This is a genomic window from Shimia sp. W99 (genome assembly GCF_053851455.3).
On record NZ_JBSQBU020000001.1, the window covers coordinates 3491196 to 3504017 of the forward strand.

12 protein-coding genes, 1 tRNA gene and 1 pseudogene are annotated in these 12822 nt (G+C 63.4%); 10 read left to right on the plus strand and 4 right to left on the minus strand.

Annotated features, from left to right (window positions below; genetic code table 11):
• Positions 1–20 precede the first annotated feature (20 nt).
• A complete protein-coding gene (locus ACS3QZ_RS16940; RefSeq protein ID WP_456038895.1) occupies positions 21–1370 on the minus strand; it encodes a metal-dependent hydrolase family protein in 1350 nt (449 codons plus the stop codon).
• 68 nt (positions 1371–1438) lie between these two features.
• Here ACS3QZ_RS16940 and ACS3QZ_RS16945 point away from each other — a divergent pair, with 68 nt between their 5' ends.
• From ACS3QZ_RS16945 to ACS3QZ_RS16960, 4 genes are all read left to right on the plus strand, one after another.
• Complete coding sequence (locus ACS3QZ_RS16945; protein WP_456038896.1) at positions 1439–2377, plus strand: AraC family transcriptional regulator; 939 nt, start codon at positions 1439–1441, stop codon at positions 2375–2377.
• A gap of 129 nt (positions 2378–2506) precedes the next feature.
• Positions 2507–3355 (plus strand): peptidylprolyl isomerase, encoded by an 849-nt coding sequence (locus tag ACS3QZ_RS16950; protein WP_456038897.1) that lies wholly within the window; start codon positions 2507–2509, stop codon positions 3353–3355.
• The gene (locus ACS3QZ_RS16955; protein WP_456038898.1) at positions 3352–4362 is read left to right on the plus strand and encodes a HupE/UreJ family protein; all 1011 of its coding nucleotides are present in this window, start codon (positions 3352–3354) and stop codon (positions 4360–4362) included. Before ACS3QZ_RS16950 ends, ACS3QZ_RS16955 begins: the two co-directional genes overlap by 4 nt.
• 183 nt (positions 4363–4545) lie before the next feature.
• The gene (locus tag ACS3QZ_RS16960; protein ID WP_456038899.1) at positions 4546–5142 is read left to right on the plus strand and encodes a LysE family translocator; all 597 of its coding nucleotides are present in this window, start codon (positions 4546–4548) and stop codon (positions 5140–5142) included.
• A gap of 33 nt (positions 5143–5175) precedes the next feature.
• Here ACS3QZ_RS16960 and ACS3QZ_RS16965 read toward each other — a convergent pair.
• Positions 5176–5322 (minus strand): annotated as a pseudogene (locus ACS3QZ_RS16965) (AraC family transcriptional regulator); the annotation flags it as partial.
• Positions 5323–5517: 195 nt separating this feature from the next.
• Here ACS3QZ_RS16965 and ACS3QZ_RS16970 point away from each other — a divergent pair.
• From ACS3QZ_RS16970 to ACS3QZ_RS16980, 3 genes are all read left to right on the plus strand, one after another.
• Positions 5518–6480: an acetyl-CoA carboxylase carboxyltransferase subunit alpha gene (locus ACS3QZ_RS16970; protein ID WP_093093828.1), complete on the plus strand. Its 963-nt coding sequence runs from the start codon at positions 5518–5520 to the stop codon at positions 6478–6480.
• 67 nt (positions 6481–6547) lie between these two features.
• The gene (locus ACS3QZ_RS16975; RefSeq protein WP_456039358.1) at positions 6548–7528 is read left to right on the plus strand and encodes a 2OG-Fe(II) oxygenase family protein; all 981 of its coding nucleotides are present in this window, start codon (positions 6548–6550) and stop codon (positions 7526–7528) included.
• 38 nt (positions 7529–7566) lie between these two features.
• Positions 7567–8889: an MFS transporter gene (locus ACS3QZ_RS16980; protein ID WP_456038900.1), complete on the plus strand. Its 1323-nt coding sequence runs from the start codon at positions 7567–7569 to the stop codon at positions 8887–8889.
• Between the two features lie 72 nt (positions 8890–8961).
• On the opposite strand, the gene ACS3QZ_RS16985 is transcribed toward ACS3QZ_RS16980, so the two are convergent.
• Together ACS3QZ_RS16985 and ACS3QZ_RS16990 are read right to left on the minus strand one after the other, a co-directional pair.
• The gene (locus tag ACS3QZ_RS16985) at positions 8962–9615 is read right to left on the minus strand and encodes a GntR family transcriptional regulator (protein ID WP_093093834.1); all 654 of its coding nucleotides are present in this window, start codon (positions 9613–9615) and stop codon (positions 8962–8964) included.
• A 44-nt stretch (positions 9616–9659) separates the two neighbouring features.
• Positions 9660–10355, minus strand: a complete 696-nt coding sequence (locus tag ACS3QZ_RS16990) for a M48 family metallopeptidase (RefSeq protein ID WP_456038901.1) — start codon at positions 10353–10355, stop codon at positions 9660–9662.
• A gap of 111 nt (positions 10356–10466) precedes the next feature.
• Between ACS3QZ_RS16990 and ACS3QZ_RS16995 the strand changes: the two genes are divergently transcribed.
• The 3 genes from ACS3QZ_RS16995 to betC all read left to right on the plus strand — a co-directional run bounded on the left by ACS3QZ_RS16995 (position 10467) and on the right by betC (position 12761).
• Positions 10467–10793 (plus strand): TIGR02300 family protein, encoded by a 327-nt coding sequence (locus ACS3QZ_RS16995; RefSeq protein WP_093093838.1) that lies wholly within the window; start codon positions 10467–10469, stop codon positions 10791–10793.
• Positions 10794–10879: 86 nt separating this feature from the next.
• A tRNA-Ala gene (locus tag ACS3QZ_RS17000) sits at positions 10880–10955 on the plus strand.
• A 276-nt stretch (positions 10956–11231) separates the two neighbouring features.
• Complete coding sequence (gene betC, locus ACS3QZ_RS17005; protein WP_456038902.1) at positions 11232–12761, plus strand: choline-sulfatase; 1530 nt, start codon at positions 11232–11234, stop codon at positions 12759–12761.
• Positions 12762–12822 lie beyond the last annotated feature (61 nt).

Below are 12822 nucleotides of genomic sequence, written 5' to 3' on the forward strand. Positions count from 1 at the left end.
GACGCGCGCCGCGAGCAGGGTCAGTTGAGCGTGTTCTTGTAGACCACGCCGTCCTTCATGATGACGTCGAAATTCGCCTCGGGATCGGCCACGAGGTCGAGATTTTCAAGCGGGTTGCCAGCCACGAGGATCATGTCGGCATAGGCGCCTTCCTCGATGACGCCAAGCGGGCCGAGGGGATAGGGCGTGAGCTTTTCGCCAAGCTTGAGCAATTCGGCGTTGTCGCAGGTGGCCATCTTGAGGGCTTCGTAAGGTGTGAACCAGTTCTGCAGCTTGGCAAGCTGCGCGCCCTGACGTTTGGCCAGATCGGCGCTGAACAGTGTGTCGGTGCCGAAGGCGATCTTGACCCCCAGTTCCTTGGCTGTGCGGTAGACAAAATCGGTACCGTCGGTGACGAACTTGTACTTCGCTTTCTGGAAGTCGTTCAGCTTGGGCGCGTCCACGTCATCCAGGAAGGGCTGCATGGAGAGCCACACATCGTTTTCGACAAACCGCTGAAGCGTTTCGCGTGTGGCCATGTGGCCGTGTTCGATGCTTTTGACGCCCGCGTCGATGGAATGGTTCACTGCTTCGTCATTGATGGCGTGGGTCAGCACGTAGGTGCCCCAGTTGCTGGCCTGTTCGACGGCGGCTTCGAGTTCCGCATTGGTGTACTGCATGGTGTGGATCGGATCGTAGCTCGAGGTGACACCTCCCCCGGCCATGAGCTTGATCTGGGTTGCGCCCTGCATGAGGTTCTCGCGAATGCGGCGCAGAACCTCGGGAACGCCATCGGCGATATAGAACATGTCGGCGGTTTCGAAGGGGTGCAGCTTGTCCGGTGTGGCGGGCACGTCCTTGGTCATGCGGAAATCCATGTGCCCTGCGGTTTGCGAGATGGCCGGGCCTGAGGGGAACACCCGTGGACCTTCGATCAGGCCTTCATCGGTGGCACGTGCGATGTCGAACATCGGACCGGCGGTGTCACGCACGGTGGTGAAGCCGCGATAGAGCACGTCGCGCTGGGCGACCGAGGTCAGCAGGTTCCAATACCCTTCGTTGGTTGTCATCAGCTGACCGATGGTCGCCGTCGCGTAGACCCCGTGCCAGTGCATGTCGATCAGGCCGGGGATCAGTACGTGTCCGTCGGCTTCGATCACGGTGGCGAAATCGGGGGCCTCGAGGTTGGGGCCGATCCTGGAAATCAGGTTGCCCGCGACATAGACGTCCTGACCTTCGAGAAGGTCGGGCGAACAGCCGGTGAAAATACTGGCCCCGCGAATCAGAACAGCATTGGGCGAACCGTCTGCTCCGTTATCCTGAGCCACCGCTACAATTGGGGCAATCGCAGTTGAAATTGACATAAGCGCCTTCAGAACGAAGTTTCGCATGGTATACTCCAGCTAAATCAGATGCAGTCAGCATAGTCCCCCTGCTTCGCTTTGTTACGAAATTCGATATGCAAAATTTAAAACCCGCGACCAAAGTCCTGCACACGTCAATCCGCGAAGCCTATGCGTCGGGATTGGTGGATGGAAAAATTGTGCAATATGGCAAGGGGTTGGACGAGGGCGAGTTGATTGTCGCGAAACTCGGCGTCTCTCGTCTTCTGAGGCTGGGCTTCGAACCACAGGCGCTGATTAATACGGCACAGCGCAGGCTGAATGCCAATTTCACGGTGCCCTACAACGGCGGCAGCCATTGGAGGATCAACGGTCATATCCTTGAACGAGACACGTTCTTCATGAACCTGTTTGCGGATGAAAACGAGTTGCTGGCCGAAAGGCGCAAGGGGCTGTGCGGCTTCGTGCCGCTTGTGCCCTTCCTTGAGGAATTGCAGGCCCTGACCGGGCGCGACCTGCCGGATGGGCACAGCCTGACGTTGTTGTGCCGTTTGCCGGCCGCGCAATACAGGCGGCTTCTATTCGAGATGGATCACATCCTTGAGCAGAGAAGCTTGGGCGGGGATGGCCATGGTGGCGAACAGGCGCTGGTCCGGCTGCTGGCGGCATCGGTGGCGGTGTCTTCTCTCCGGGATGCCGATCAAAAGACACAGCTTCGCAACAAGGCGGCATTGGTCAGGCGCATCCGGGATTATGTCGATGAAAGAGATCCGGGAACCGTGTCCATGGCGCAGCTTTGCGCCGCGTTTTCCATGAGCGCCCCCACGTTGATCAGCGTGTTTCGCGACATGACCGGGCAAACCCCGAACCGGTTTTTCATGCTGCAACGGCTTGCGCGTGCGCGTTCAGCCCTGACAAGGCGCGGGCCGGGCGCTGCACCGGTCAAGGCGGCCGCGCTTGGGCAGGGGTTCACCGAGCTGGGCCGTTTCAGCGCGCAATACAGGGCCGTCTATGGCGAGCTACCGTCCCAGACCAATGCGCGCCTGTCGGGATAGGGCATTGGGCGATTGTCACGCGTGAAGGCTGGACAATCGTGCGGTTCTGGAAAATGTTGAGGGCGCTGGTGCAGACTTTGCCCGAGACAAGTTCAGGACATCTAATTCACATAAAATCACAGGCAGGCCATGTCATTTCTCAAGGAACCTTTCGTTCATTTTGCCGCCATCGGTATCGCCATTTTTGCATGGTTTGCGTTGGCAAACGCGGACGCGCCGCCAGAGCCGGAGCCGGATGCGAAGCGCATTCAGGTCGCACGACCCATGGTCGAGACGATGGCCGCCCAGTTCGAAGCCAAGCTGAACCGGGCGCCGACGCCTGATGAATTGTTTGCACTTGTCGAGAACTATGTGCAGGAAGAGGTGATGGTGCGCGAAGCGCGTGCGATGGGGTTGGATCAGGGGGACGGAATCATCCGCAACCGGCTGGTTCAGAAGATGGGGTTTTTGACCACGTCGCAGGCGCAGGCCATGATCCCCGACGATGCGACGCTGCAGGCGCATCTGGAAGAAAATGCCAGCCGCTACACCAGAAGCCCGCAGATCGCGTTTGCGCAATATGGCCTGCCGCGCGGCGCGGACAGCTCGACGATTGCAGCCACTTTGGAGGTGTTGCAGCGGGGGGAGGACCCTGCGATGGCGCGCCGACAGCAATTGCTGCCGACCGATTTTGCGCTCAGCACCGACCGACAGGTGGACGGGGTGTTCGGAACCGGGTTCTTTGCGCAGGTACAGGCGCTGCCGGTCGGGGAGTGGGCCGGTCCGGTGATGTCCGGTTATGGGCCGCATCTTGTGCGGGTTTCGACGTATCAGCCGGGTGAACTGCCCCGCCTTGACGATATCCGGGACGACGTGCTGGCCGATTGGCGCAGGGCGCTGGGTGCCGAGATCACCGAAGCCTATGTGACGTCGCTTCTGGGGCTTTACGAGGTAGAGCAGCCCAGCGCAGACGACATTGCGAACTGGATGTCGCAATGAGCCTTTTGCGTGCTTTGATGGTTTGTTGCCTGTTCGTGGTTGCGGCGACTGGTGCGCGCGCGCATGCGCTTGATCCGGGCTATCTGAGCCTGCGTCAGCTTGATGCGCGGGCGTGGCAGGTGTTCTGGCGCAAGCCGGATGTGCAGGGTACACCCATGGCGATCACCGCCCGGTTGCCCGAAGGCTGTGCGCCTGCAACAGGGCCGGCGCCGGTGTCGGACGGGCAGGCGTGGGCTTCTGGCTGGACGGCGATCTGTCCCGAAGGGATGGCCGGTCGGACGATCCGTATCGAGGGGCTTGAGCGGCAGGCCACGGATGTTCTGGTGCGTTTCGAGGCTCTGGAACAGTCGCCCGTGACGTTCCGGTTGACCCCGTCTGCACAGGAATTCGTCGTGCCGGAGGTGCAAACCGTGTGGGGGGTTCTAGGGACATACGGGGTCTTGGGGTTCGAGCATATTCTCGAAGGGTGGGACCACCTGCTTTTCGTGCTGGCCCTCGTGCTTCTGATCCGCGCCCCCCGGCGGCTGGTCGGTGCGATCACCGCCTTTACCGTGGCGCATAGTATCACCCTCGCGCTGGCGGCGCTGGGGCATCTGTCGATCCCGGGCCCACCGGTCGAGGCGATCATTGCGCTTTCCGTCGTGTTCCTTGCCATCGAAATGCTCAAGCGCAACCAAGCACATCCCCGGTTGTCCGAGCGGGCGCCATGGATGGTCGCTTTTGCCTTCGGGCTGTTGCATGGGCTGGGGTTTGCCGGGGCGCTGCGCGAGATCGGGTTGCCCGAGTCGGATGTCGCTGTTGCGCTGCTTGCGTTCAATATCGGGGTGGAGGCCGGGCAGCTTGTCTTCGTGGCGGTCATCCTTGCAGGGATGTTCATCGCGGGCCGGGTCGTGAACGGCATCGGGCTTGGCGGTCCGGCGGTGATGCGTCTGGGCGAGCGGGTCGCGGGGTATGGGATCGGTTGCGTTGCAACCTTCTGGCTGGCTGAACGGCTGGCGGGGTTCTGAGGCGGCTTGTCATGAAAGGGCAGGCTCAGCTTGCTGAGCCGGGCCCAAGCTCTGGCAGGGGCCGTCAGGCCCCGAAAAGGGCGGGAGCGCCTGCCGGTCGGGTGGGGCCCATCAGGAAATGTGCGCTGGCAGGTCACACATATTGATTTCCATGGCGGGTGACATTGGGGCAAGATTTCGGTCATGACGACTGACCTTCTTGCGGCGCTGAGCCTTTATGCCTTCGTTTCCTCGATCACACCGGGGCCGAACAACCTGATGCTGATGGCGTCGGGCGCAAATTTCGGGTTCTGGCGCACGATCCCGCATATGCTGGGGATCGGGGTCGGGTTCACGGTTATGATCGTTTTGGTCGGGGTCGGGCTGATGCAGGTGTTTGAGGCCTTTCCAGTGTCCTACATCGTTTTGAAAGTGCTTTCGGTGGCTTATCTGGTGTGGCTGGCGTGGAAGATTGCCCATGCCGGGGCGCCCGAGGCGGGGCAGGAGGGCGGGCGGCCTTTGACGTTCCTGCAGGCGGCGCTGTTCCAATGGGTCAATCCCAAGGCGTGGAGCATGGCGCTGACCGCGATCACGCTTTATGCGCCGGACCGGACGCTCTGGGCGATTGGCCTTGTGGCGGCGGTGTTCGGGGCGATCAACCTGCCGAGTGTGAGTTGCTGGACCCTTTTGGGCCAGCAGATGCAGCGGGTGCTGACCTCGCCGCGGCGGCTGGCGGTGTTCAACTGGAGCATGGCCGGGCTGCTGCTGGCGTCGCTTTATCCGGTGCTTGTGGCGGGCTGAACCGGCTGACGCAGGAGTGCGCGGAATTTCTCCGGCGCGGTGCAGGCGCACGCGGCGCACGGCCTGTGCGCAGGTTTCCCCGGTCATGGCGTGAAACACACGATGCCAGTGAAACCGCGACAGCGCGGCGACGTCTGCGAGGCGATCCAGCGACAGGTCCGCGGCTGGGTTGTCGTGGATGTAGCGCAAAACGCGCATCAGGCGGTCTTCGTAGCTTTGCATCACAGTTTCCTTGTCACGTCCCAAGCCCTGGCACAGGCCGATGTCACAAATCTTGCTGAGTTCATGGCGATCGCTGCCCTTGTCATCGGACCGTTGCAATTACCCTTGGTCAAGGTCATATAGCGAGGGAAATAAAGTCGTCCGGAGTGCCCAATGACCAACTATCTCGACTTCGAAAAACCGCTGGCCGAAATCGAAGGCAAGGCAGAAGAACTGCGCGCGATGGCGCGGCAGAACGAAGAGATGGATGTGTCCGAAGAGGCGGCGGCGCTGGACCGCAAGGCGGCCGCGCTTCTGGATGAGCTCTACAAGGACCTGACGCCGTGGCGCAAATGCCAGGTGGCTCGGCATCCCGAGCGGCCCCATTGCAAGGATTACATCGAGGCGCTGTTCACCGAGTACACGCCGCTGGCCGGGGACCGGAACTTTGCCGATGACCACGCGGTCATGGGCGGTCTGGCACGGTTCAACGACAGGCCGGTGATGGTGATCGGCCACGAAAAGGGCAACGACACCAAATCGCGCATCGAGCGCAATTTCGGCATGGCGCGGCCCGAGGGCTATCGCAAGGCGATCCGGCTGATGGAAATGGCGGACAAGTTCGGCCTGCCGGTGGTAACGCTGGTGGATACGCCCGGCGCCTATCCGGGCAAGGGCGCGGAAGAACGCGGCCAGTCCGAGGCGATTGCGCGCTCGACGGAAAAATGCCTGCAGATCGGTGTGCCGGTGGTGTCGGTGGTGATCGGCGAAGGCGGATCGGGCGGGGCGGTGGCCTTTGCCACGGCGAACCGAGTCGCGATGCTCGAGCATTCGGTCTATTCGGTGATCTCGCCCGAGGGCTGTGCGTCGATCCTGTGGAAGGATGCCGAAAAGATGCGTGAAGCGGCCGAGGCGCTGCGCCTGACGGCGCAGGACCTCAAGAAGCTGGGCGTCGCGGACCGGGTGATTGGCGAACCCAAGGGGGGCGCGCATCGGGACCGCGCGGCGACGATCAAGGCCGTGGGTGCGGCGATTGCCGGGATGCTCAAGGAAATGGACAACCAGGGGCCGAAAGAGCTGATCAAGGCGCGGCGCGAGAAGTTCCTCGGGCTTGGCTCCAAGGGGCTGGCGGCCTGATCCCCTGAATTGACAGGTCGGGGCGGCGCGCTACACTCGGACACCGAGAGGTGTGCCCGTGACCGATATGCCTGCGCCAGAAGCTGTTGAAAGCGTTGATATTTCCGCGTTGTTTGGCCCCGAAGGGGCGGCGCGGGACGCCTGTGATGCGGCGCTATGGGATGGGTTGAGACGCACCGGGGCGGTGGTTGTCACCGGCTATCCGGATGCCGACAAGGTGGATGCGCGGGCGCGGGCGGGTCTCAGGGTTTTCGACTTGCCCGAGGACACGCGTCGCGCGATCACGACACGGCATATGGCGCCGGAGAACGGCTTTTATTATCGCGGATACTGGCCGCGCAGCCCGGAACGGCTTTTGCAGAACGACATTTATGACGTGGGGCCGGAGCGGCCCGCAAAGGGGCCGGATTTGCCAGGGATGGAGATCCTGACCGAGCCGACGCCCTGGCCCGATCCGGAGCCGGAACCGGGGTGGCGAGCGACCGTGCGGGCGCATTACGCGCATCTGAACCGGGTGGCGCAGGCGATGATCCTGTCCATCGGGCGCTCGGCGGGGTTTGACGAGGCGACGATCCGCGTCCGGTTCGAGGGGGACCATTCGACCTTGCGGTTTCTCAGCTATCCTGCGGGGGCGGCGGCGGCGGACCCGGCGGCGGGCGGTGCGATGGTGTCCGCCGGGCGGCATACGGATGCGTCGGGCCTGTCGCTGTTGTGGCAGGCCGCGCCGGGGTTGCAGGCCGAGGGGCCGGACGGGGTGTTCCGGGATATCCCGGTCCGCGAAAATGCGATTTCGGTGCATGTGGGGGACGTGATGACCCGGCTGACGGATGGCGCGGTGCCCGCGACGCCGCATCGGGTGCTGAGCCGTCCGGGGCCGCGCCAATCGGTCGGGTTTTTCCTTGAACCGGCGCTGTCGGCGCCGGTGACCCCGGCCAGTCACGGGCAGGCGACCGGGGTTCGCGAGACCTATGGCTGGCAATTGCTGCAGACTTTCGCCGCGCGGGCACAGTGGACGGGTGTGATCGCGGACCCGGACGACACGGCATGAGCCATTGCGCCCGGCGGCGCGGCGGGTAGGCTGGCGCCATGCTGGAGATTCTGAAACATCGGGATTTTGCGCGCCTGTTCGCAGCACAGGTGGTGGCGTTGATCGGCACCGGGCTGTTGACCGTGGCGCTGGGCCTGCTGGCCTATGATCTTGCGGGACCGGCGGCGGGGGCGGTGCTGGGCACGGCTTATGCGGTCAAGATGGTGGCCTATGTCGGCTTGTCCCCCATCACCGGCGCGCTGGTGGCGCGGCTGCCACGCCGCGCGGTGTTGATCGGGATGGACGTGGTGCGGATGGGGGTGGCGCTGTGCCTGCCCTTTGTCGAGACCGTGGGGCAGGTCTATGGGCTGATATTCCTGTTACAGGCGGCTTCGGCCACGTTCACGCCGACCTTTCAGGCGACGATCCCGGATATTCTGGAAGACGAGGGGGCCTATACGCGGGCGCTGTCGCTGTCGCGCGTGGCGTATGATCTGGAAAACCTGCTGTCGCCGATGCTGGCCGGTTTGTTGCTCTTGGTGATGAGTTATCACGGTTTGTTCGTGGGGACGGCTTTTGGGTTTCTCGGATCCGCCCTGCTGGTGTGGCAGGCGCGGATACCGCAGCGTGGCAGCGATGTGCCGCGTCCGTTTCGCGAGCGGGTGACGCGTGGGATCTGGATTTACCTCAACACACCGCGTCTGCGCGGGTTGCTGGCCTTTAACATGGGGGCGGCGGCGGTCGGGGCCTTTGTGCTGGTCAACACGGTGGTGATGGTGCGCGAGACATATGGGTTGGGCGAAAGTGCGCTGGCCGTGGCGATGGCGGCGTTTGGCGCGGGCAGCATGGCGGCAGCGCTGATCCTGCCGGGGGTGCTGGAACGGTTGCGGGATCGCCGGGTGATGGCGTGCGCGGCGGTTCTACTGGCGGTGCTGACCCTGGCACATGGGCTGTGGATGGCCATGCAGGGACCGCTGACCTGGGGGGTCTTCCTCGGCGTCTGGGCCGTGACCGGGGCGCTCTATTCGGCGGTGCTGACCCCGTCGGGGCGGCTGTTGCGGCGATCGGCCCACGCCGAGGACCGTCCGGCAGTGTTCACGGCGCAATTCGCGCTGAGCCACCTGTGCTGGCTGGTGACATATCCGCTTGCGGGATATGGCGCCACTTATGGCTCGCTTTGGGGGGCGCTGGTGCTCATGGGGGCGATAGCAGCAGTGAGTACGGGGGCGGCGTTGTGGCTGTGGCGGGGGGCGCGCGTCGTGGAGCATGTGCATCCCGACCTGCCGGAGGATCATCCGCATATTCTGGAACATGGTGGACGAAGGCATCGTCACGCGGTGGTGATCGACGATGAACACCGGGTCTGGCCAACACAGGGGTAGAGGGGGGCGCTGCCCCCCGTCACAGCGGGGCTGCGACTCCCCCCGGGGTATTTGGGGAAAAAGAAAGAGGGGTCAGCCGGCGAGCAGACGCAGCCCCTGGGTGACATCCGAGCGCACCGCGAGGCGCAGGCCGGGTTCGTCTCCGGCGCGCAGGGCGGCGATGATCAGGCGGTGGTAATGCGGGGGTTCGGTCTTGCGCAGCCGGCCATAGAGCGCGCGCATGGTGGGGCCGAGTTGCAGCCAGACGGTTTCGGCCATGGCGAGCATCGCCGGGGCCTGGGCGCGCAGGTAGAGCGTGCGGTGGAATTCGAGGTTGGACTGAATATAGCTGACCGCGTCGCGCCGGGCGACCGCTTCGGCGACGTTGCCGTTGATCGCCGTGAGTCGGTCGATCAGGGCCATGTGGGCGCGCGGCAGGGCGCGGCTGGCGAGTTCGACCTCGATCAGGGCGCGCAGGGCCGCAAGCTCTTCGATCCGCTCGGGGGTGAGTTCCGGGGTGGAGACCCGGCCGGAGTTGGACAGGAACAGTGCGCCTTCGGCAACAAGGCGGCGCACCGCTTCGCGCGCGGGGGTCATGGAGACATCGAATTCCTTGCCGATGCCGCGCAGGGTCAGGGCTTCGCCCGGAGAGAGGCGGCCATACATGATGCGCGCGCGCAAGGTGCGGTAGACGCGGTCATGGGCGGAGCTGGAAGGGTCCTGAGCGGAGCGGCCGGATGTGATCATGGGGTGAATGTGATCACAAAACCGCGCCGGGTCAATTGCGCGTTTCAGTCGCGGGTGAAACGGTACTTGTGCAGTTCCTGCCCCTGGTCGCGCAGCCAGTGGCGCGCCGTGTCATAGGGGCCGTGAATCCGGGTGACGGTGTTCCAGAAGGCGGGTGCGTGGTTCATCTCTGCAAGATGTGCAACCTCGTGGGCGGCAACGTAGTCGAGGATCTCGGGCGGGGCCATGACGAGGCGCCATGAGAACATGAGCGCGCCACGTGACGAACAGGAGCCCCAGCGCGAGCGGGTATCGCGCAGGGTGAGACGGGTATAGGGGCGGCCAAGCCGGGCGGCGTAGTGATCCACGGCCTCGGCAAGCCGGTGGCGGGCCAGTTCGCGCAGGTAGCCCTGGAGGCGCGCACCCACGTCGTCGGCTGTGCCGGGGGCAGCAAGGGTGTCGGCGCCGAGTACGACCGAGCGCCCGGTGCCGGGAACAACCTCGCGGGGGCGGCCGGCCACGGGCAGCGTGGTGCCAAGGCCGACGGCGATGCGATCCGGGCTTTTGGCCTGTTGCGCGCGCAGCCAGTCGCGTTTTTCAAGCGCAAAGGCGAGGGCTTCGCGTTCGGACACGCCGGGGGGGATGGTCAGGGTCACGGTGCCGTCGAGTCGCGACACGCGCAGGCTGATCCGGCGGGCGCGCGGCGCGCGGCGCAGATTCACCGTCAGCGGCGGCGATCCGGGGAGGATATGTTGCGTCATGCGCGCTCCTTGGCCGGTTGTCGCGTGTTACCCTTTGACACGCCGTTCCTGATATGGCAGGTGGCGCGGATCGTCGAGAAACAACTCACACCGAATTGAAGGGGATTACCCATGCCCAAAGAAGAATGGGGCGTCAAGCGCGTGTGCCCGACCACCGGCAAACGCTTTTATGACCTGAACAAAAACCCAATCATCAGCCCCTACACGGGCGATGTCGTGGAAGTCGAAGCCGGCAAGAGCCGGATGATCGCAGCTGATTCCGAGGATGCGGAAACCATGAAGGCAAAAGCCATGGCGTCCGATGATGCGGATTCGGTTCTGGAAGATGATGATTCCGTCGATCTGGACCTCGATGACGATGTTCTGGACGACGAAGAGGACGACGACATGTCGCTCGATGAGATCGCCGACGTTCCGAGCAATGACGACGACGAATAATTTTGGCGGGGCGGGATTTTTTCGCTTGATCCCGCCCCGGCGAGCGCCTAAATAGCGCGTCACAAGCTGACAAGCTTGGAAAATTTGGGGCCTTAGCTCAGCTGGGAGAGCGCTACAATGGCATTGTAGAGGTCAGGAGTTCGATCCTCCTAGGCTCCACCAAATTTCCTCATCGCCAAAGAAAATCACGCGCCGGGACCGGTGCGTTTTGTCGTTTAACGGGGTGGTTTGCGGCGCTTTTCATGTGCTTTGAGCGCAAATCGCTTGACCGGATGGCGCGGCGGGGATCATGCTCCGGTCATCACAATCTGCGATGGGACATTCCGTAGATGTCGCACCCCTGTTGCGTGGGCCATCCCGCGAACAAACCGATGCATTACCAGCCCCCGCCCCGTGGCGGCGGATCGAATTTGCATTGGTTCAACAGGGAGAAGAGATATGACAAAACGCCCTAATATCGTGGTCATCATGGCCGATCAGCTGGCGCCGCATTTTTGTGGTGCCTATGGCCACAGGACGGCCAAGACCCCCAACATGGATGCTTTGGCGGCGCGCGGCATGCGATTTGACGCCGCCTATTGCAACAGCCCGCTTTGCGCGCCGTCCCGGTTCAGTTTCATGGCCGGGCAGCTCATCAGCCGAATCGCGGCCTATGACAACGCATCGGAGTTCCGGGCGTCGGTGCCGACCTTTGCGCATTACCTCAAGGCGCTGGGATACCGAACCTGCCTTTCGGGCAAGATGCATTTCGTGGGGCCGGACCAGAAACACGGGTTCCAGGACCGGGTGACGACGGATGTCTACCCGTCCGATTTCGCCTGGACGCCGGATTGGGAAGCGCCGGACGAGCGAATCGACAAGTGGTATCACAACATGCAGACCGTCAAGGAAAGCGGCGTGGCGCAGGCGACCTATCAGATCGATTATGACGAGGAGGTCGGGTTCGCGGCGCGGCGCTGGCTGATGAATATCGGGCGCAGCCGGACAGGGGGCGACATGTCGCCTTTCATGATGGTGGCAAGCTTTATCCATCCGCATGACCCTTATGTGGCGCGGCCCGAGTTCTGGGACCTTTATGACGATGATGACATCGACCTGCCCGAGTTCGTGTTGACGCCCGAGGAGCAGGATCCGGGGTCGCGGCGGGTGATGGACGGGATTGAAGCCAGCTATACGCCGCTCACGGATGAAGAGGTGCGCCGGGCGCGGCATGGGTATCTGGCCAATGTCAGCTATTTCGACAGCAAGATTGGAGAGATCGTCAAAACGCTGGAAGAGATTGGCGAGTTGGACAACACGATTGTCATGGTCACGGCCGATCACGGCGACATGCTGGGCGAGCGCGGGCTGTGGTACAAGATGAACTTCTTTGAGCATTCGGGCCGCGTGCCGTTGATCATGACCGGGCCGGGCGTGGCGCAGGGGGTGGCAGGGAATGCCTGTTCGCTGGTGGACCTGTTGCCGACGTTTCTGGAGATTGCCGGGGCAGATGAGAGCGTTTTGGGCGAGCCAGTGGACGGGCGCAGCCTGATGCCTTTGGCGCGGGGCGAAGCGGACCCGGTGGATGAGGCGATTGGCGAATATTGTGCCGAGATGACGCCATGGCCGGTGTTCATGATCCGGCGGGGATCGCTCAAGTACATTCACTGTGATCCCGATCCGCCGCTGATGTTCGATCTTTCGGTGGACCCGCTGGAGAAGGTCAACGTGGCGACGGACCCGGCTTATCGCGACGCGGCGCAAGCCTTTGCCGAGGAGGTGGCGCAGCGCTGGGACAGTGCGAAGTTGCGAGCGGATGTGATTGCGACGCAGAAATCGCGGCGTGCATTGCACGCGGCGATGGAAGCGGGGGCCGGGCAGCATTGGGATTACAACCCGCCCAGCGATGCCAGCCAGCAATATGTGCGCAATCACATGGACTGGACCGTGGCGGACAAGGTCTATCGCTTTCCACCTGTGGAGGAGTAGGGCTCGGGCGCGGAGACAAGGTGCCAACGGCACCGCCGCGCCATCGCCACACCGCCCGGAC

Coding starts and splice junctions, on each gene's coding strand:
- ACS3QZ_RS16970 (WP_093093828.1), top strand. CDS start 5,518: ATGACCAACTATCTCGACTTCGAAAAACCGCTGGCCGAAATCGAAGGC.
- ACS3QZ_RS16945 (WP_456038896.1), top strand. CDS start 1,439: ATGCAAAATTTAAAACCCGCGACCAAAGTCCTGCACACGTCAATCCGC.
- betC (WP_456038902.1), top strand. CDS start 11,232: ATGACAAAACGCCCTAATATCGTGGTCATCATGGCCGATCAGCTGGCG.
- ACS3QZ_RS16980 (WP_456038900.1), top strand. CDS start 7,567: ATGCTGGAGATTCTGAAACATCGGGATTTTGCGCGCCTGTTCGCAGCA.
- ACS3QZ_RS16940 (WP_456038895.1), bottom strand. CDS start 1,370: ATGCGAAACTTCGTTCTGAAGGCGCTTATGTCAATTTCAACTGCGATT.
- ACS3QZ_RS16985 (WP_093093834.1), bottom strand. CDS start 9,615: ATGATCACATCCGGCCGCTCCGCTCAGGACCCTTCCAGCTCCGCCCAT.
- ACS3QZ_RS16960 (WP_456038899.1), top strand. CDS start 4,546: ATGACGACTGACCTTCTTGCGGCGCTGAGCCTTTATGCCTTCGTTTCC.
- ACS3QZ_RS16950 (WP_456038897.1), top strand. CDS start 2,507: ATGTCATTTCTCAAGGAACCTTTCGTTCATTTTGCCGCCATCGGTATC.
- ACS3QZ_RS16955 (WP_456038898.1), top strand. CDS start 3,352: ATGAGCCTTTTGCGTGCTTTGATGGTTTGTTGCCTGTTCGTGGTTGCG.
- ACS3QZ_RS16995 (WP_093093838.1), top strand. CDS start 10,467: ATGCCCAAAGAAGAATGGGGCGTCAAGCGCGTGTGCCCGACCACCGGC.
- ACS3QZ_RS16975 (WP_456039358.1), top strand. CDS start 6,548: ATGCCTGCGCCAGAAGCTGTTGAAAGCGTTGATATTTCCGCGTTGTTT.
- ACS3QZ_RS16990 (WP_456038901.1), bottom strand. CDS start 10,355: ATGACGCAACATATCCTCCCCGGATCGCCGCCGCTGACGGTGAATCTG.